This window comes from Aminobacter sp. LjRoot7 (assembly GCF_964252895.1).
Taxonomy (GTDB): domain Bacteria; phylum Pseudomonadota; class Alphaproteobacteria; order Rhizobiales; family Rhizobiaceae; genus Aminobacter; species Aminobacter aminovorans_B.
In genome coordinates this window covers 155,604-171,954 of the sequence record NZ_CAXUPX020000002.1, presented here as the reverse complement: position 1 = coordinate 171,954, position 16,351 = coordinate 155,604, and the positions used below count along the sequence as shown (strand labels likewise).

The 16,351-nt window shown below is 64.5% G+C and carries 17 protein-coding genes; 6 read left to right on the top strand and 11 right to left on the bottom strand.

Annotation, left to right across the window (positions count from 1 at the left end):
* Window position 1: 1 nt before the first annotated feature.
* Complete coding sequence (locus tag ACSQ3E_RS06515) at window positions 2-667, bottom strand: tetratricopeptide repeat protein (protein ID WP_436122069.1); 666 nt, start codon at window positions 665-667, stop codon at window positions 2-4.
* A 1,024-nt stretch (window positions 668-1,691) separates the two neighbouring features.
* Here ACSQ3E_RS06515 and ACSQ3E_RS06510 point away from each other — a divergent pair.
* Window positions 1,692-2,684, top strand: a complete 993-nt coding sequence (locus tag ACSQ3E_RS06510; protein ID WP_436122068.1) for a polysaccharide deacetylase — start codon at window positions 1,692-1,694, stop codon at window positions 2,682-2,684.
* Between the two features lie 536 nt (window positions 2,685-3,220).
* On the opposite strand, the gene sbmA is transcribed toward ACSQ3E_RS06510, so the two are convergent.
* A complete protein-coding gene (gene sbmA, locus ACSQ3E_RS06505; RefSeq protein WP_310323036.1) occupies window positions 3,221-4,495 on the bottom strand; it encodes a peptide antibiotic transporter SbmA in 1,275 nt (424 codons plus the stop codon).
* Between the two features lie 172 nt (window positions 4,496-4,667).
* Between sbmA and ACSQ3E_RS06500 the strand changes: the two genes are divergently transcribed.
* On the top strand, window positions 4,668-5,072 hold the full coding sequence (locus tag ACSQ3E_RS06500; RefSeq protein WP_436122067.1) for an MAPEG family protein: 405 nt from the start codon (window positions 4,668-4,670) through the stop codon (window positions 5,070-5,072).
* Here the strand turns inward: ACSQ3E_RS06500 and ACSQ3E_RS06495 are convergent.
* Window positions 5,069-5,272 carry a hypothetical protein gene (locus ACSQ3E_RS06495; RefSeq protein WP_436122066.1) on the bottom strand — a complete coding sequence of 68 codons (204 nt, stop codon included), beginning with the start codon at window positions 5,270-5,272 and terminating at the stop codon, window positions 5,069-5,071. The two genes, ACSQ3E_RS06500 and ACSQ3E_RS06495, sit on opposite strands and share 4 nt — an antisense overlap.
* A 114-nt stretch (window positions 5,273-5,386) precedes the next feature.
* Here ACSQ3E_RS06495 and ACSQ3E_RS06490 point away from each other — a divergent pair, with 114 nt between their 5' ends.
* A complete protein-coding gene (locus ACSQ3E_RS06490) occupies window positions 5,387-6,283 on the top strand; it encodes a LysR substrate-binding domain-containing protein (RefSeq protein ID WP_436122065.1) in 897 nt (298 codons plus the stop codon).
* Between the two features lie 54 nt (window positions 6,284-6,337).
* Here the strand turns inward: ACSQ3E_RS06490 and ACSQ3E_RS06485 are convergent, their stop codons facing one another.
* The 6 genes from ACSQ3E_RS06485 to ACSQ3E_RS06460 form a co-directional block, all read right to left on the bottom strand.
* Window positions 6,338-6,688 carry an ArsC family reductase gene (locus tag ACSQ3E_RS06485; RefSeq protein ID WP_436122064.1) on the bottom strand — a complete coding sequence of 117 codons (351 nt, stop codon included), beginning with the start codon at window positions 6,686-6,688 and terminating at the stop codon, window positions 6,338-6,340.
* Window positions 6,689-6,755: 67 nt separating this feature from the next.
* A complete protein-coding gene (locus tag ACSQ3E_RS06480; RefSeq protein ID WP_310323028.1) occupies window positions 6,756-7,160 on the bottom strand; it encodes a RidA family protein in 405 nt (134 codons plus the stop codon).
* Window positions 7,157-8,008 (bottom strand): SMP-30/gluconolactonase/LRE family protein, encoded by an 852-nt coding sequence (locus tag ACSQ3E_RS06475; RefSeq protein WP_436122063.1) that lies wholly within the window; start codon window positions 8,006-8,008, stop codon window positions 7,157-7,159. Before ACSQ3E_RS06475 ends, ACSQ3E_RS06480 begins: the two co-directional genes overlap by 4 nt.
* A 32-nt stretch (window positions 8,009-8,040) precedes the next feature.
* On the bottom strand, window positions 8,041-9,261 hold the full coding sequence (locus tag ACSQ3E_RS06470) for a PLP-dependent aminotransferase family protein (protein WP_436122062.1): 1,221 nt from the start codon (window positions 9,259-9,261) through the stop codon (window positions 8,041-8,043).
* A gap of 23 nt (window positions 9,262-9,284) precedes the next feature.
* Window positions 9,285-10,556, bottom strand: coding sequence for a Coenzyme F420 hydrogenase/dehydrogenase, beta subunit C-terminal domain (locus ACSQ3E_RS06465; RefSeq protein WP_436122061.1), 1,272 nt, complete (start codon window positions 10,554-10,556; stop codon window positions 9,285-9,287).
* 126 nt (window positions 10,557-10,682) lie between these two features.
* Window positions 10,683-11,621, bottom strand: a complete 939-nt coding sequence (locus ACSQ3E_RS06460; RefSeq protein ID WP_436122060.1) for a LysR family transcriptional regulator — start codon at window positions 11,619-11,621, stop codon at window positions 10,683-10,685.
* Window positions 11,622-11,799: 178 nt separating this feature from the next.
* Here ACSQ3E_RS06460 and ACSQ3E_RS06455 point away from each other — a divergent pair, with 178 nt between their 5' ends.
* Complete coding sequence (locus ACSQ3E_RS06455) at window positions 11,800-12,243, top strand: MarR family winged helix-turn-helix transcriptional regulator (RefSeq protein WP_436122059.1); 444 nt, start codon at window positions 11,800-11,802, stop codon at window positions 12,241-12,243.
* Window positions 12,244-12,350: 107 nt separating this feature from the next.
* Here the strand turns inward: ACSQ3E_RS06455 and ACSQ3E_RS06450 are convergent, their stop codons facing one another.
* The gene (locus ACSQ3E_RS06450) at window positions 12,351-13,013 is read right to left on the bottom strand and encodes a flavin reductase family protein (protein ID WP_436122058.1); all 663 of its coding nucleotides are present in this window, start codon (window positions 13,011-13,013) and stop codon (window positions 12,351-12,353) included.
* 295 nt (window positions 13,014-13,308) lie between these two features.
* Between ACSQ3E_RS06450 and ACSQ3E_RS06445 the strand changes: the two genes are divergently transcribed.
* Both ACSQ3E_RS06445 and ACSQ3E_RS06440 read left to right on the top strand, forming a co-directional pair.
* A complete protein-coding gene (locus ACSQ3E_RS06445; RefSeq protein WP_436122057.1) occupies window positions 13,309-13,998 on the top strand; it encodes a GntR family transcriptional regulator in 690 nt (229 codons plus the stop codon).
* 83 nt (window positions 13,999-14,081) lie between these two features.
* Window positions 14,082-15,527 (top strand): amidohydrolase family protein, encoded by a 1,446-nt coding sequence (locus ACSQ3E_RS06440; protein ID WP_436122056.1) that lies wholly within the window; start codon window positions 14,082-14,084, stop codon window positions 15,525-15,527.
* Window positions 15,528-15,531: 4 nt separating this feature from the next.
* Here the strand turns inward: ACSQ3E_RS06440 and ACSQ3E_RS06435 are convergent, their stop codons facing one another.
* The gene (locus tag ACSQ3E_RS06435; protein WP_436122055.1) at window positions 15,532-16,143 is read right to left on the bottom strand and encodes a 2'-5' RNA ligase family protein; all 612 of its coding nucleotides are present in this window, start codon (window positions 16,141-16,143) and stop codon (window positions 15,532-15,534) included.
* Between the last annotated feature and the right edge of the window lie 208 nt (window positions 16,144-16,351).

The following is a 16,351-nucleotide window of genomic DNA, read 5'->3' as shown; positions in this document are numbered from 1 at the left end:
ATCACGACGCGTTGCCGGAACCGCGGATCAGTTCGGCCAGGAGGTTGGAACGCTGACGCGCATTGCGCGGCGCGCCTTCGTCGGAGGAAATCTGCTCGAACAGCTTGAGCGCGTCGGCAAGCTTGCCTTCCTTCCAGGCGGCAAGGCCAAGCGCCTCGCGGGCCGAATGGCGCAGCGGGTTGGTGTCGTTGGTCAAGGCCTCGACGCGGCCCGAGACATCGGCGTAGCTGCCGTTGTCGACGAGCAGCAGTGCGGCGCGCAGACGGGCGACATCGCGAATGACATTGGGAATCGAGTTGTCGGCGGCGACTTCGTCAAAGCCGGCGACTGCGGCCTTGAAGTCGCCCTTGTCGGCCTGGACGGTGGCGGCGCGCATGCGGGCGAGCAGCGGATAGGCACCGTAGCCGTCCTTTTCGAGCGCGTCGAAAGCGGCAAGCGCTTCGTCGGCCTTGCCGGTGTTGGCGAGGGTCAGCGCCTGCGAGAAGCGGTCACCGGAGCTGTTGGCCTTGTTTTCGACCCAGTATTCCCAGGCCACGAACAGGCCGGTGCCGATGACGATCAGCACGGCGATGACGATGGCTGCGGGGCCATAGCTGTCCCACAGGGCCTTCGCCTTCTCCTGGCGAATTTCCTCGTTTACTTCACGAAAGAAACTGTCGTCCGACATGCTATCCAATCACCTCTGCCCCTCGGGGGCCGTTTGAGCCTGCGTTTTAGCGGAATTTCGCCGCCATGGAAGGGGGCGGGGCGGAAATTCGGTGGGAGGGAGTTCCCTCGTCCCGTTTGCGGGGAGAGGGTCGGGTGAGGGGCAGAGCCAAGTTTTGAAAATTTGCGCCGCCCTCATCCCCCTGCCGAGCCCCTCTCCCAGTGAGTGGGGAGAAGGGCCAAGCTTTTTCACCGCCACGCCCCGTTTCCGGTCTGGCCATTGTTTGAAAGTTCGGGAAGCGGGGCGCGAGGCCGTGCCTTCCGATAGTAAGTATGTGGCGCGACGTTCGCGCCCCCGCTCGGTGTTCTTGCCCCGCTCAGTCGCCTCGGCTTTCACCGCCAGCCGCCGCAAGGCCCGGGCTTGGGGGCTCATCACCCAGCAGGAGATCCGACCTCCTGCCAGCCCGGCACCGGCGCTTCCCCCCGCTGCCCGGTGCGCACCGGAGTCCCGTGGAAGATCGCGAGGGGAATTGTACGGGAGGTAGTGAGGGCGTGGAAAAGCGAGGGCGGCTATCCACGGGGGTTGGTGACAGAGATACTGACAACGGGCGTCAGCGGTCGTTCCATACGAAGCCAACCTTTGGCCTCGTGATCCTTCTCACCCCCCTCTGGCCTGCGGGCCATCTCCCCCACAAAGAGGGAGATCATGCCTTCATCGGCGTCTCGCCCAATCGCTGACGTCGCACGGCCTACCCTTTCTACGTTGCAGGAGGAGCGCAGCCGGCGAAGCGACTAATCTCCCTCCTTGTGGGGGAGATGGCCGGCAGGCCAGAGAGGGGTGCGAAGGAATAAGGCGATGACGTGAGGTGGCCTTTAGGGCTCGACGCCACGAAAGCAAAAGAAGCCCTCATCACCGTGGAAACTCTTTCCCCACTAGCCCAAATGGGCGCATAGGCGGCGGGACGCATCCGTGCCACATTTCGGCCCTACCGGCTGATGTCGCCCAAACCTCCTGACAAGCCCCCGAAATTGCATCGAAGTTCGACATGATCAAAGCGTTCCCAGTCCTCGTATCCGCGTCATTGATCGCGTCTTCCGCCTTGGCCGGGCCTGCGCCCAAGGTCGAGGACGTCAAGAAGCCGCAGATCGTGCTGATTTCGTTCGACGGCGCGCATGACCTGGCGCAATGGCAGCGCAGCCGCGAGTTGGCGGCGCGCACGGGCGCACGCTTCACTTATTTCCTCTCTTGCGTGTTCCTGTTGTCGCGCGAGACGCGCGGCAGCTACCAGGCGCCGGGACGATCAGCGGGCAAGTCGAATGTCGGCTTCGCCATGACCAAGCAGGAGGTTGTCGACCGCCTCGGGCAGATCAACCTTGCCGCTGCCGAGGGCCACGACATCGCCAGCCACGCCTGCGGCCATTTCGATGGCGGCAAGTGGAGCAAGGCCGAGTGGACCAAGGAGTTCGACGCCTTTTCGACAATCATGCGCGATGCCTACAAGATCAACGGCATCTCGCCCGAGCCGGATGGCTGGGCCAGGATCGCCGCCTCGGTGAAGGGGTTTCGCGCGCCATATCTGTCCGACAGCAAGGGGCTGACAGCCGCGTTGCGCGACAAGGGTTTTGCCTACAATGCCAGCGGCGTGTCGCGCGGACCTGAAGAACCCAGGCTCGACGGCTCGATGATGGATTTTGCCCTGCCGCAGATTCCCGAGGGACCCTCGGAGCGGCGCATCATCGCGATGGACTACAATCTGTTCGTCCGCCATTCCGGTGGTGTCGACAAGCCCGAGGAAGCGGCGAAGTATGAAGGCCGCGCCTATGACGCGTTCCGCAGGGCCTTCGATACCCAATACGAAGGCGGACGCGTTCCGCTGCAGATCGGCTTCCACTTCACCCTGATGAACGACGGTGCCTATTGGCGCGCACTGGAGCGCTTCGCCGGCGAGGTGTGCGTGAAAGCGGATGTCGAATGCATCAGCTATGCCGACTATGTTGGGATGCGGAAGGACGCGGCGCCGGTGCAGACCGGCGGGTGAGCGGCGCGGGGGGTGACCCGCTCGCGCTTGAGGTGACGTTCCCCTGTCCTCGTGGCTAGCCGCTGGCCTCTGATTGGCTACAAATCCTGCACCGTGCAGGAGTCGTCAACGTCACGGCATGGATCCCCGGGTCTCTGCAGTTCGCTACGCTCCTGCTCCGCCCGAGGATGACGAAAGCGGGGGAGGTCTCCGCCAATCTCCAACGTTCCGATTGGCTCAAAGATTGAAGATTGCTTCAACGTGGGAGATTGGCTCCAAACCTTTCCGACTGGCGGATACGCGTCCTTTGGATGCGACCCTTTGTGAGACATCGGCGATTAGCCGGGACCTCCCCACCTTCGTCATCCTCGGGCGGAGCAGGAGCGCCAGCGACTGCGGAGACCGGGGATCCATGCCGTGACCGCGAAGCTGCAGGAGGGTGCAGAACTCGCACCCTCAGTTATTTGCGCCCGCAATAATTGTCTGACTTGTTCGATCCACGCCGACGCCTGGCCCTAGTGACGGGTCGCGCCCCGAAAACAGGGGCGCGCCCGCGCTCAGGCCGGCTCGCTCTCCGGTTCGGAACCGGTCTTCTTCCGGTCGAGATAGCGCTGATCGATGTCGGGAAGCGCCTCGCCCGACAGTGTAGCCTCGAAGGCGCGCAGGCGCTTGTGGACCGATTGCAGCTCGACGATCGTCGACCAGGAATTGAGCAAGAACTGCAGCGATCCGGTCACGCGGCCGAAGGCATTCGAGATCTGGTTCATCGGCCCAAGCGTGATCTTGTGCGCGACGATCGACGGCCCGAGGATGATGAAGGAGAAGATGTTGTCGGCCTGCAGGTAGGTGTAGCGGACGACGTTGAAGTAAATGTAGTGCGCATAGAGCCGGAAGTAGTTCTTGCGCACATTGGTGAACAGCTCGGTGGTGGTCGCCGGCTGGGCACGGTCGGCGTGATCCTCGCCATAGACGAGTTCCTTGCGGTAGGCAGCCTCGACGCGCTGGTTGCGGAACTGCAGGCCCGGCAATTTCACGCCTGCCAGCATGACCGACACCGTGCCGAGCAAGCACCAGCCTATGGCGGCGAGGATGAGCGGCTGCGGGACGGCGCCGATGATCGGCAATTCGGTGATGTGCTTCTGCAGCTCGATCAGAACGGGCAGGAAGGCGATCAGCGTCATGATCGACGCCACGAAGCTGGACCCCAGGTCTTCCATGATCTGGGCGAAACGCATTGTATCCTCCTGGATACGCTGCGAGGCGCCTTCGATGTGGCGAAGCTTGCTCCAGTTCTGCATGAAGTAGTCGTTCATGGCGGTGCGCCAGCGGAAGATCCAGTGCTGCACCACATAGGCGTTGACGACCGAGACGTTCATGCCGATCAGCGCCAGCCAGGCAAAGCTGGCCGCGCCGGCATAGAACTCGGCGTTGGTCGAATTGGTGGTGCCGCCCATCAAGCCCTGGACGTAATCGAAGAACGGGCCGTACCAGTTGTTGACGGCGACGCTGACCTGAACGTTGAAATAGATCAGGAACAGGATGACCGAGGTGACGAGGATCGACCAGTTCTGCCAGGGATGGGGCGAATACCAGCGCCAGAAGGCATAGAAGAGCAAAACGCCGACGACATAATAGATGTAGAACCACACAAACGGCGCCGACAGAAACACTGTGATGCCGATGATGGGTGGCGTACCCGGCGCCGCCGGCGGCAAACCAAACAGGGCGCCCAGTTGCGCCCCGCCAAAGAACCAGAACAGAACAAGCGCCAGGCTCCAGAGAGCAGCCGAGGTGAAAAACAGCTTCGGCTGCGGGAAGAACGATATGAACACGGTTCCGGGTTCCTTTCGGAGACGGTGGCATTGCCTGTTGGCCGCATGAAGTCACACTTCGTGGCACAAGGGAATCCCTCGTGGCGCCCGCCTGTTGCAATGCACGCCGGATCGTGGCGATTTTCCGCGCCGGAATATTACAGTTTGGTCATTTAGCCAGTTCGGAGACGAAATGAACCAGTCAGCCCTTGCCGCAGCGGGACTCTATGCCGGGCTCAACGCGCTGATTCTGTTGTGGCTGACGGCGGCGACGGCGCTGGTGCGGCGCAGGCATATGGTGGTGATCGGCGATGGCGGGGTGGCACATCTCGGCCGCACGATGCGCGGGCATGCCAACGCTATAGAGAACATCCCCGTGATGCTGGTGCTGCTGGGGTTCGCGGCGGCGCTCGGCGCGCCAGCAGTGGCTATCCATGTGCTGGGCGCGGCCTTCACCTTTGGCCGCGCGGTGCATGCCTGGCACTTCACCCATGCCGGGGCGGCGCAGTGGCAGCGCGCGACAGGGTTTGGGCTCAGCGTGTTGACCCTAGGCGCGGCCGCTATCGGCGTGCTCGGCCATGCCCTTCTGTTGCTCTAGGCACGGCACTCGCTCGGCACCGGCAAAGCGGGGCGAAAACCACGGCCGAGCGGCAGGTCGGCGAGCTCGCGCTCGTCCATGCGCGCGATATCAGGATGAGAAAGCGGGTCGCGCAGCCAGGCGAGGAAACGTTCGCTGTCGACGCCACTGATATCGTTCTGGCCTTGCAGCAGGGCGATGAGGCTTGAGAAAATCTTCATTTGACTTCTCCTGGGCGTTGATCCTTTCGCACTATTTTCGCTACAAACGCTGACGCTACAATCAAGAATGCCGAAGGCGGAGTTTAGAAAATCTCAAGTCAGGCGCTCAATCGCGTGCATCTGAACGGGCTCCGCGCGGTGGAGAGCGTCGCGCGCTGCGGCTCGCTGGTCAAGGCGGCAGAGGAGCTGGGCGTGTCGGCCAGCGCGGTGAGCCAGCAGATCGGCCGCACTGAAGCGCAATTGGGCCGCGCCATCTTCCAGCGCACCGGCGCGGGACTGTCGCTGACGGCCTTCGGGGCGGAGTTCTGCGCGCGGCTGACCAACGGCTTCCAGGAACTGGGCCGCGCGGTGGCGCTGGCCGACGAGGCGGCCACCAACGTGCTGGTGGTTTCGGTGGCGCCGGCTTTTGCCTCGCGCTTCCTGGTGCCCCGGCTCAACCGCTTCAACCAGCGCCATCCCGAGATCAAGCTCAGGATTGACGCCTCGACCGGGCTGGTCGATCTCGACCATTCCGACGTCGATCTCGCGATCCGCATGGGCGACGGCACTTGGCCCGGCGCGCGGGCGGAGCTTTTGCTGGCGCAGGAGGTGTTTCCGGTCTGCGCGCCGACGCTTGCCACGAAGCTCAAGGAGCCGGCCGATCTCGCGCATCTGCCCGTCATCGCCGACGAGAGCACGATGATCAGCTGGGAGCGCTGGTTCGAAGCGGCGGGGCTACAAAAGCCGTTCCCGGTGCAGCCGGCCGGGCCGTCCTTCACCGACCCGATCCTCGGTATCGATGCGGCGGTCGCCGGCCAGGGCGTGGCGTTGGCCTGGCAGCTGCTGTCAGCCGATGCGTTGGCCGACGGACGACTGGTGGCGCCGTTCGGCATCACGGTTGCCAGCGGGCTCGGCTACTACATGGTCAGCTCGAAGCTGGAGCGACCCGGCCGCAAGGTACGCGATTTCTCGGCGTGGTTGCGCGAGGAGGTGGCGGCGACGATGGCGCGGTTCGGCACACGGGCGAAGTAGGCTCAGGGCTGATCCCCTCGGGGACTATACCCCGAGGACGGCCCCCCGGGACTTTCACTCCGGGAATGCGGCTTCGTAGGCCTCGGGCTTGAAGCCGACGAGGCGGCGGCTGCCGAGGTCGAGCATCGGGCGCTTGATCATCGAGGGCTGGGCGAGCATCAGCGCGATTGCCTTCTCAGTGTCGAGGCCTTCCTTGTCGGCGTCGGGCAGCTTCTTGAAGGTGGTGCCGGCGCGGTTGAGCACGGTCTCCCAGCCGAATTCCTTGACCCAGCTCTCCAGGCTTTTGCGGTCGATGCCGACGGCCTTGTAATCGTGGAAGTCGTAGGCGACGCCATGGCCTTCGAGCCAGGTCCGGGCCTTCTTGATCGTGTCGCAGTTCTTGATGCCGTACATGGTGATCGACAAGATCGGGCCTCCGCAAGCGCGGCCGGCCGGGCGGACCCGACTCGGCCAGTTTCCATGAGGCTAGGTTCTACACCGCAGGCGGTTTGGCAAGCGCGTGGCGCCAGGCGACCGCCTCGACCTCGACCATGATCTCGGGCAGGACCAGTGCGGTCACGACCATGGCTGAAGCGGCCGGCGGGTTGTCGGCGAAGAGGCGGTTCTTGACCGAGGCGTAGGGCTGATAGGCGTCGGTGCTGGTCAGGTAGCAGCGCAGCGAGACGACGTGGCGGAGCGTCAGACCTGCCTCGGCCAGCACCGCCTCGATGTTGCGGAACACCTGCTCGGTCTGTCCGGCGGGATCGCCCGCGCAGACGATCTGCTTGTCCTTCAGCGCCACCTGCCCGGAGACCAGCACGAAATCGCCGCAGCCGACGGCCTGGCTCATGCCGGGGAAGGCCATCTCTGGCGGATTGAAGCGTTCAACGTTGCTCATGGCCGTCCCGCTCCCGGTGCTGGCGCGCGGGCGACATCGATCCGCCCTCCCCTGAGCTTCACCGTCATCTCGGGGTCGTGGTGCGGGGCAACACAGATGTAGAGGTCGCGGCCGTCGGCGCCGCCGAGCATGCAGGCATAGGGGCTGGCGTCTGGGATGACGACCTGATCGACGAACTCGCCGGCCGGGCTGATGCGCAGCACCGTCTTTTCATAAGGCGATGCAGCCCAGATATGCCCCTCGGCGTCGAGGCAGATACCGTCGGGCACATGGCCGTCGACCGCCGCGAACAGCCGGCGGCTGCACAGGCTGCCGTCGGCGGCGATGTCGAAGGCGGTGATACGTGCCGCCATCGACTCGGCGATGACAAGCGTGCGGCCATCAGGCGAAATGACAGCGCCATTGGGGCACATGAGCCCCTCGGCGGCGATGCCGACCGCACCATCCGGCGCGACCACGGCCAAGACCGTCGGCGTCGGCGGCTGGCCGGCGTAGAAGTCGAAGCCGATGTTGCCGACATAGGCGCGGCCGTGCGCATCGATGACCATGTCGTTCGAGTGGAACGGGTGGACACCGGCGAGATCTGCGTGAAGCACAAGCTTGCCGTCCCTATGTCGCCGGAACAGCTTGCGATCGTTCATCGACACGATCAGCAGGTCGCCGTCCGGCCGCCAGCCCATGCCGGAGGGGCCGCCCGGAACGGCGAAGCTGTCGCGACGCGTGCCATCGCCATCGAGCACATGGACGAGACCGTCGTGCTGGTCGGCGAACCACAGCTGGCCGTCATGCCAGCGGGGGCATTCGGGATAGACGAATCCTGTTGCGATGGTGTGCAACGACGATGTCATGCCAGCACCCCGGGCTATGCCTGCACTTTGGTTCATGCCGGAACCCGGGCGCAGGCGCTGAGGATCTCGCCGAGCTTCTTGATGCCGCGCTCGATGATGTCTTCGCTGACGTGGCTGTAGGCGAGGCGCAGGAATTGACGGCCGTCGGTCTCGCCCATGAAACGTTCGCCAGGGCGGAAGAAGATGCCTTCCTTGGCCGACAGTTCGGCGGCGCGCTGCCAGTCGACGCGCTCGTCGATCTCAAGCCAGAGGTAGAACGAGCCCTGCGGCATGCGGAAGGTGACGTAGTTGCCGCAATAGTCGCGCACGGCGCGCGCCGCCGTCTCGGCCTTGCTCTTGTAGACCTTGTTGACCTCGGCGATGTGATCCTCAAGCAGCCCGTCGGCCATGAACGAGGCCATGACACGGGAGTACCACTGGCTGACGCCCAGATCCTGGCGCACGGCAGCGATGGGTTCGATGGCCGCGGCCGGGCCGGCGATCCAGCCGAGGCGCAGCGCCGGCGCCACGATCTTGGAGAAGCTGCCGCACTGGATGACGCGGTCGTCGGTGTCGAGGCTCAACAAGGTCGGCAGTTCCTCGCCGGCGAAACGCAGGTCGCCATAGACATTGTCCTCGATGATGAGGAAGTCGTGTTCCCTGGCGAGTTGGAGCAACTGCTTGCGGCGCGGCACCGACATTTCGGTACAGGTCGGCGTCTGGAAGGTCGGGATGGTGTAGACGACCTTGACCTTCTTGCCTTCGGCCTTGACGTTTTTCAGCAGGACTTCGAGCGCATCAATGTCCATGCCGTGGTCGTCGACCGCAACGGTACGCAGGTCGCCGCCGGCCATCTGCATGAAGCGCAGCGCGTAGGGGAAGGACGCGGCCTCGGCGACGACGACATCGCCCGGATTGACGTAGCCATTGGCCGCGAGCGCGATGCCCTGTACCGAGCCCGAGGTCAGGATGACGCCAAGCGTGCCCAGCTGCTTGCCCTGGGTGCGCTCGATGCGGTCGGCGATTTCCTTGCGTAGGCCCTTGAAGCCGAAGACCAGCTCCTCATAGCCGGTGGCCGGGTCGAAATAATCGAGCACCTTGGCGCCGTGCTCGTCGAGCGCCTTGCGGGCGAGACGGACGAGGTCCTCGGTCGGGAAGGTCTCGGGGGCTGCCAGGCCCTGGTCGAAATTGAAGATCGCCGGCACTTCGGGATCCGGGAAGAACAGGGCCGGGCCGGAGCCGGAAAGCTTGGCGCGCAGATGATCGACAGACATGGTTTCCTCCTTGGTGATTGTTGTCAGCTTGTCTTGATGTCCGGGACGAAGGTCCCCGAAGTGATCGGGCTCTCGCGATTGCGACGCTTGAGCGAACGCGCCAGCGTGCCGCGGAAGGCTGCCCAGCGTTCGCGCCAGCTGGCGATTAGGCCGGCCTGCAGCACGCGCAGCGCGCCGTAATCGGGATATGGCTGGCCGGCCAGGGCGAGACCGGCGAGCCGCCAAAGGACCGAGCGCTTCTTGGTGCCGTGGTCGTCGTGCATGGCCTCGAGCTCGGCGACGGAGAACGCCTCCTCGCGGATGTAACCGGCGACAACCGCGTCCTCGATCAGCTGCCGGCCGCGCTCGGTACGGGCGATGTGCATGTTCCAGCCGTCACCGGCCTCGCGATGGCTCGGCTTGCCATCCTCCATGACCCAGCAGTCGCCAGCGACGACATCGGCGTGCTCGCCCACACCATCGGCGCAGATCTTGCAGCGGAACATCAGCTCGTAGGTGAGGTTCGAGAACCAGGTCTCGTCATAGGTCTGGCTGTGTTCCCTGCCCTGCTTGGTGCGCAGATAGGTCGGGCCGGGCCAGCCATGGCCGCGATAGCGGAATTCCTCGACGTCGTGGTGGTCCTCGCCGAAGCGCCTGACGATGTTGTAGGTGGCGGCGATGCTGGGATTGCCGCCGCAGACCATCGCCAGCATGTAGGGGATCTGCAGGTCGACGCGCGGATCGACGAGCGCCAGGTTGCGCAAGGTGGCGACGTCGCAAGGCTTGCCGATGAAGGCGAAGCGGCGGCCGCTGTCGAGCAAGGCGCCGACATCCTTGAGCGGTGCCGACGGGCCATAGCGGGAACCCGACGAGGCGACGACCTGCTCGCGGGTGGTGTTGAACCTGGCTTCGTTGAGCAGCGGGTTGTCGCTGGAGACGCCGACCTGCAATACGCCGTCGACCTCGCCGCTCTCGACAAGATAGACCGCGAGCGCCGTCAGCACGCCGCCGGTGGCGCTCCTGAAGCGGATCTCCTTGTCGGTCGCGTGGCCCTTGGCGAGATGCAGCATAGGGCCGAAGATGCGGTGCGGCTCGGCTTCGACTGAGACCGCGCCCCGCTGCGCGCGTCCGGCGCACACCTCAAGCACCGCCTGCTGCTCGACCCTATCAAGCGGACGCTGGCCGCGTGGCCGCATGAAACCTTCCGGCGACAGGGCCATGCGCAACGCGTCGCGTCCGAGCAGGCTTTCGCAGGCGCCGCAGCCGGTGCAGAGCCCGCGCTCGACAATCTCCTCGATGCTTGCCGCAGCACGCATGCGCCATCCTCCCGGCGATAGCCTCGCGGCCATCGCCCCAGCGACAGGTCTTCGATCTCAGGTGTTGGCTTGAGTTATAGGGCGGCCGTGTCAGCCAGGACAAATTGCCATTCGGAATGACCGACATCAGCCTGAGTGATCCTGCCCCGCCTCGGGCAGCGGGAAACAATCGTCGAGAACGCCGCGAACCCAGTCATGCGCCGGGCTGCCCTCTGATGCCGGGTGCCAGTAGAGCCAGGTCTGCAGCGCCGGCATGCGGAACGGGCGCGGCAGCGACACGAAGCTGTCGTCGGGCAGGAAATGGCGGACGAAGGAGGTGGGGATGGTCAGGCAGAGGTCGCTGCGCGACAGGATGGCGGCAGCTGCCAGGCAATGTTCGAGATGTACCGCCACCTGCCGCTTCAGCTTCATCCGGGCAAGAGCGCCATCGACAAGATTGGAGAAGCGCGGGCGATTTGAGATGTGCAGGTGGCTGAGCGCCATGTAGCGGTCGATGGTGAATGGCTCGGTGGCGGCCGGATGGCCCCGGCGCATCACGCAGACGAACTCGTCGCTGAACAGCAGCCTCTGGCCGAATCCATCCTCGGCCAGCGGATGCGACTCGACGGCAAAGTCGATCTCGCCTGATGCCAGTCCGGGAAACAGGTCGCGCTCGGCGAGGAAGCGGTTGCGCACCGTCAGCCTCGATCCCAGCCGGTTCAGTTCGCCGACGAACGGCCCGAGCACGACGGCCTCGGCATAGTCGCTCATGCTGAAGGAGACGATGCGTTCGGAAGCAAGTGGATCGAAGCGCTCGTGGCGGGCGAGCGTACGGTCGAGCGCCGTCAGCGCCTCGCGGACGGGGCCGATCAGCGTTTCTGCGAGCGGCGTCGGCGCTATCCCCTGCCGTGCGCGGACAAAAAGCTGGTCGCCGAAGATGTCGCGCAGGCGCGCCAGGCTGTTGGAAACGGCCGGCTGGGTGACGTTGAGCGTCTCGGCGGCGCGGGTGATGCTTGCCTCGCCATAGACGGCTTCGAAGACGTGCAGCAGGTTGAGGTCGAGCTTTGCCAGATTGCGCAGGACCATGCCCCACCTCCTCCGTCCCTGGCTGCGCCGCTCCATCCGGCGCGAGAACGGACATTACCTATTGTGATCGATGCCGCGGCCTCGTCTGAAGGGACTAGGAGGATGGTTCTTGCCGAGGATATTGCCGCGAATTACATAGGTATCTAATGATAATCAAAAGAACAAAAGGGGGATCGACATGAGCAGCGCCGAGCTGAAGAGCGCCTTTTTCGACGAATTGCTGAAGGTCAACCGCAAGCTCAGGACGATGTTCGACGCGCGGGTGAAGGAGCGCGGGCTGACGCTGGCGCGCGCCCGGCTGATGATGCAGATCGCCAAATGCGAGGGCAAGACGCAGGCCGAGCTGGCCGAGCAGATGCAGATCGAGCAGCCCTCGCTGGTCGGCCTGATCGACGGGCTGGAGAAGAAGGGGCTGGTGGTGCGCTGCACCACCGACGGCGACCGGCGCACCAAGCGCATCTTCCTGACACCGACGGCACGGCGCGAGGCCGACAGCATGTTCGCCGATGTGGCGGAACTGCGCAGCCTGGTGCTGACCGGTGTCGACGAGGCCGACATCGAAAGCGCGACACGCGTGCTGCGCGTGCTGAGCGAGAACATAGGCGCGGCGACGGAGGACTGACGCCGCACCAAACAGAAAGGGCGCCCGAAACGAGCGCCCTTTCTGTGCAAGGCCGTCGGGGGCAAACGCCTTGCGGTGGAGCGATTAGGCCGACGCGGTCCCTGGCCTCAGCCGATGACCTTTTCCGACTTCGGGGCGGCATTGGTGGCGGCTTCCTCATGAGGAAAAAGCTCGGCCGGGCGCTTGAGCACGAACTGGTCAGCGGCGACGATGTAGTTATCGGCGTGGAGACGGGCGATCGGCTGGTAGACTTCGGGCCGGACATAGCGGCCGCGCTCGTCGAGGCAGTCGTCGCGGACATACATCTGCACCACCTCGCCGATGACGATGGTGCGGCGGCCGTAGTCGAGGACCTGCGACACCCGGCACTCCATGGCGCAGGGCGATTCCTCGATGCGCGGTGCCGCGACCTTTTTCGACGGCGTGCTGGTCAGGCCGGCGAGTTCGATCTCGTCGACGTCGGCGGGGAAGTTGATGCCAGTGACGATCATCTCGCTCGCGATCGCCATGTCGACCATGTGGACGACGAACTCGCCGGAGCGGCGAATGTTGGCGACGGTGTCCTTGGCGGTGCCATCGGGGCGGGTCTGCATGCCGAGGATGAGCAGCGGCGGCTCGTGCGAGAAGACATTGAAGAAGCTCATCGGCGCGGCATTGTTGCAGCCATGCTCGTCGATGGTGGTGACGAGTGCAATGGGGCGCGGCCCGACGAAATTGGTGAGCAGCCGGTAACGGTCCATCTCGGGCAGCTCGGCGAAATCGAAATCCATTTTTTCTCCCTCAGACCGCAATCCGCGGCGGACCGGCTCGCCGCCACGCCTTTCCCCGACCGCATGGCGGAGAGAGCCGATACCACCATCATACACCCGAAGCGCCGGCGCCTCATGGCTCAGACGGCGGACCACGCCGCCATGGTTTTAGGGCGCTTCCGGGCTCTTTCCACTTCACGCTGACATCGTATCCAATTATTGTCAACAATGAGTGTCGACAGATTTGTTGACTTAGCGGCCGTTTAGGTTTGAATAGGCTAAAGCCGCGTATCGGGCCGAGCGGGAGGAGGATTGGATGGACGCTGAAGCGGGCATGCGGCATGCCACCGACCAGGAAATCTACGAGAAGATCTGGAGCGCCATCGCCGAGCGGCAGATTGGCCCCGGCACGCGGCTGAAAGAGGAGCAGCTTGCGGACATCTTCGGTGCCAGCCGGGCACGCATCCGCCATGTCTTGCAGAACCTCGCCCGCGACGGCCTCATCACGCTGGTTCCCAATCGCGGCGCCTTCGTATCCAAGCCTTCGATCGAGGAAGCGCGCGACGTGTTCTTCGCCCGCCGCACCATTGAGGAGCGGCTTGTCGAGCGGCTGTGCGCGACGATCGACGCCGCCGGCATCGCCCGGCTGGGCGAACATGTCGACCAGGAACGCAAGGCTCACCAGGGCGGCGACCTCGCCGGCGCAATAAGACTTTCGGGCGCGTTCCACATGCTGATCGCCGAATTGGCGCAGTCGCAGATCCTCGCCACGCTTTTGCGCGACCTGGTCTCGCGGACGTCGCTGATCATGGCGATGTACCAGCAGAAGGAAATCCAGAGCTGCGGTCCCGACGAGCATGCAGCGATTGTGCAGAGCATCACCGCGCGCGATGCCAAGGCCGCACTCGCCGTCATGCACCACCACCTCGCCCATATCGAAAACCAGCTCGACCTCGAAAGCGAACGCGTGCTCGTGCGCGACCTGGAAGACATTCTCGGGCTCTAGCCCCGCCGGGCGTGGTTTTCGGCAAGTCCGCTTCGGACTTTCGGGACCATGCCTGAAGCCCGCCGACTTTGGAAAGCAGTGAGATGACGCAGCCAGACATCCTCGTGCGCAACGCAACCGCGATCACCGTCGACCCGCAACGCCGGGTGATCGACCGCGCCTGGATCGCTGTGACCGGCGACCGCATCAGCGCCATCGGCACCGAACACGACGCCGAGCCGGCTGGTGCAAAGGAGATCATCGACGGCACCGGTATGGTGGCGATGCCCGGCTTGATCGACAGCCATTCACATGCCGGCCACGGGCTGGTGCGCAATGCGGGTGCCGGCCTCGACAGCTGGTTCGACGCCTGCGAGGAAATCTACGCGCGTGGCTCGACGCCAGCCTTCTGGCGCGCCGAGGCACGCATGACCCAGCTCGAGCGCCTGCGTGGCGGCATCACCACTGGTATGACGCTGCTCGGCGGCGGCGCCGACATCTACCGCACCGACGATCCGGCCTATGGCGACGCGCATAGCGGTGCGACCGCCGAATCCGGGCTGCGCACCTTCATGGCGGTGGGCCCCGGTCGGCCACCCTTCCCCAGGAACTATCGCCAGTTTTCGGAGACCGGGCAGGCAAGCGATGTGACCGTCAGCTTCGAGCACCAGCTCGAGGTCAGTGAAATCCTGATCGACCGCTGGAACGATGTGCTCGGCCGCGGCACCGGCGTGTGCCTGGTCATGCCGGTCTATTATGCCGCCCAGGTGGCTGATGCCGATGCCCGCCGGCAGGTCATCGAGATGGGCGAGGCGGTCATGGATTTGCGCCGTCGCAAGGGCGTGCTGTTCACCCAGGACGGCCACCGCGACGGGTCGATCGCGCTGGCGCGCGATCTTGGTGTCCTCGGTGAGTTCGCGCTGTTGGGTCATAGCGTCGACCTCACCGAGGATGATTTTGCCGCACTCAAGGAGACTGGCGCGTCGATCATCCACAATCCGAGCGCCATCATGTCGGTCTATGGCCGCTGCCCGGTGCCGGAGCTGATCGAAGCCGGCATCAATGTCTGCCTGGGCTCCGACGCGGCAGCCCCCGACCGCGGCTACGACATGTTCCGCCACATGGCGCAGTGCATGCACTACCACCGCCGCCACTTCCGCGATCCGGCCTATCTGCCGCCCGGCAAGACGATCGAGATGGCGACGATCGACGCCGCCAGGGCACTTGGACTGGAGAAGGAATTGGGCTCGCTGGAAACAGGCAAGAAGGCCGACATCGTGCTGGTCGACATGCGCAAGCCGCATCTCTATCCGCCCGTCATGCCGGTGACGCGCATCGCCCATTTCGCCAATGCCGCCGACGTCGACACGGTCATCGTCAACGGCAAGGTCCTGATGCGCGGCCGCAAGACCGACCATCTCGACGCGAACGACATCCTGGCTGACGCGGCCGAACAGGCAGCGCTCGCCTTCGAGCGTGTCGGGCTGACACATCTGCTCGAAGAGCCGCAGGAATTCTGGCGCAACGCAAGGCAGCCGTTGCCGGTCTGAGCGTTCAGCCCGGCAGCGGCCAACTGCCGATGCTTCGTCGTCGGCCGTCCTGGCTGCGGAGCAGATGGAACTCCTCGACGCGGACAATGATGGGCCGGTCGAGAGGCGTTTCCGGTACAAGCCTGTTGTCGTAGAGCACTGTGCAATGGGGCACGAAGCCGGCGCGGCGACGAACCCGAATCCCCTCTCCGTTCAACGCACCGACGATCCGACGCTCGAGGTCGACCACCAGATCGGCGCCCACACCGCATAGCAGAACCAGCGGCTTCCGCGCTCCGTTTCGGAAGCTGACTATACGGTCGAAGACGAGGTCGAATGCCGTCGCCCTGACTTTGGCAGCAGCCGCCAGGACGTCCTGCAGCGTGGTATCGCAGATCGCCCTGCCATCTTGAAGCCCCATCAGCGAGACGTGCAGGTGGCCCGGATCACGGGCGTTGCCCGTGAGGCCATGGGCGCGGCGAGTTGTATCGGCGATCGCAGCTATCTGCCCGGGTTGCCCGGGATACAAGCGAAACATGAGTGCGTCTGACACGACCCGTGCTTGCCTTGCCAATCGGGCAGGCGGGCGTGAGCCAAGCACGGTTGTTCCGAAGTCGAACTGCAGTTGACGCGACATTCCCTCCTCCATTCAATGAACAAAAGAGGAACATTCTAAGTTTATTTTCCTAGCCCGATAAGACTGAACAATTCCGCCGTCGGTAGAAGATCTAACCCGGATTTCAGCCAGCCGACCGGGGACAGTCTGGAGTGCCCGGCGCGGCGCACGTGACTGCGGATTGACCCACAGGACCCATCACCGCTTTGTCCGCCATCTCGGCGGCGCA

Coding starts and splice junctions, on each gene's coding strand:
- ACSQ3E_RS06515 (WP_436122069.1), bottom strand. CDS start 667: ATGTCGGACGACAGTTTCTTTCGTGAAGTAAACGAGGAAATTCGCCAG.
- ACSQ3E_RS06495 (WP_436122066.1), bottom strand. CDS start 5,272: ATGAAGATTTTCTCAAGCCTCATCGCCCTGCTGCAAGGCCAGAACGAT.
- ACSQ3E_RS06470 (WP_436122062.1), bottom strand. CDS start 9,261: ATGTCTGTCGATCATCTGCGCGCCAAGCTTTCCGGCTCCGGCCCGGCC.
- ACSQ3E_RS06445 (WP_436122057.1), top strand. CDS start 13,309: ATGGACGCTGAAGCGGGCATGCGGCATGCCACCGACCAGGAAATCTAC.
- ACSQ3E_RS06465 (WP_436122061.1), bottom strand. CDS start 10,556: ATGCGTGCTGCGGCAAGCATCGAGGAGATTGTCGAGCGCGGGCTCTGC.
- ACSQ3E_RS06440 (WP_436122056.1), top strand. CDS start 14,082: ATGACGCAGCCAGACATCCTCGTGCGCAACGCAACCGCGATCACCGTC.
- ACSQ3E_RS06460 (WP_436122060.1), bottom strand. CDS start 11,621: ATGGTCCTGCGCAATCTGGCAAAGCTCGACCTCAACCTGCTGCACGTC.
- ACSQ3E_RS06455 (WP_436122059.1), top strand. CDS start 11,800: ATGAGCAGCGCCGAGCTGAAGAGCGCCTTTTTCGACGAATTGCTGAAG.
- ACSQ3E_RS06435 (WP_436122055.1), bottom strand. CDS start 16,143: ATGTCGCGTCAACTGCAGTTCGACTTCGGAACAACCGTGCTTGGCTCA.
- ACSQ3E_RS06510 (WP_436122068.1), top strand. CDS start 1,692: ATGATCAAAGCGTTCCCAGTCCTCGTATCCGCGTCATTGATCGCGTCT.
- ACSQ3E_RS06450 (WP_436122058.1), bottom strand. CDS start 13,013: ATGGATTTCGATTTCGCCGAGCTGCCCGAGATGGACCGTTACCGGCTG.
- ACSQ3E_RS06500 (WP_436122067.1), top strand. CDS start 4,668: ATGAACCAGTCAGCCCTTGCCGCAGCGGGACTCTATGCCGGGCTCAAC.
- ACSQ3E_RS06480 (WP_310323028.1), bottom strand. CDS start 7,160: ATGAGCAACGTTGAACGCTTCAATCCGCCAGAGATGGCCTTCCCCGGC.
- ACSQ3E_RS06475 (WP_436122063.1), bottom strand. CDS start 8,008: ATGACATCGTCGTTGCACACCATCGCAACAGGATTCGTCTATCCCGAA.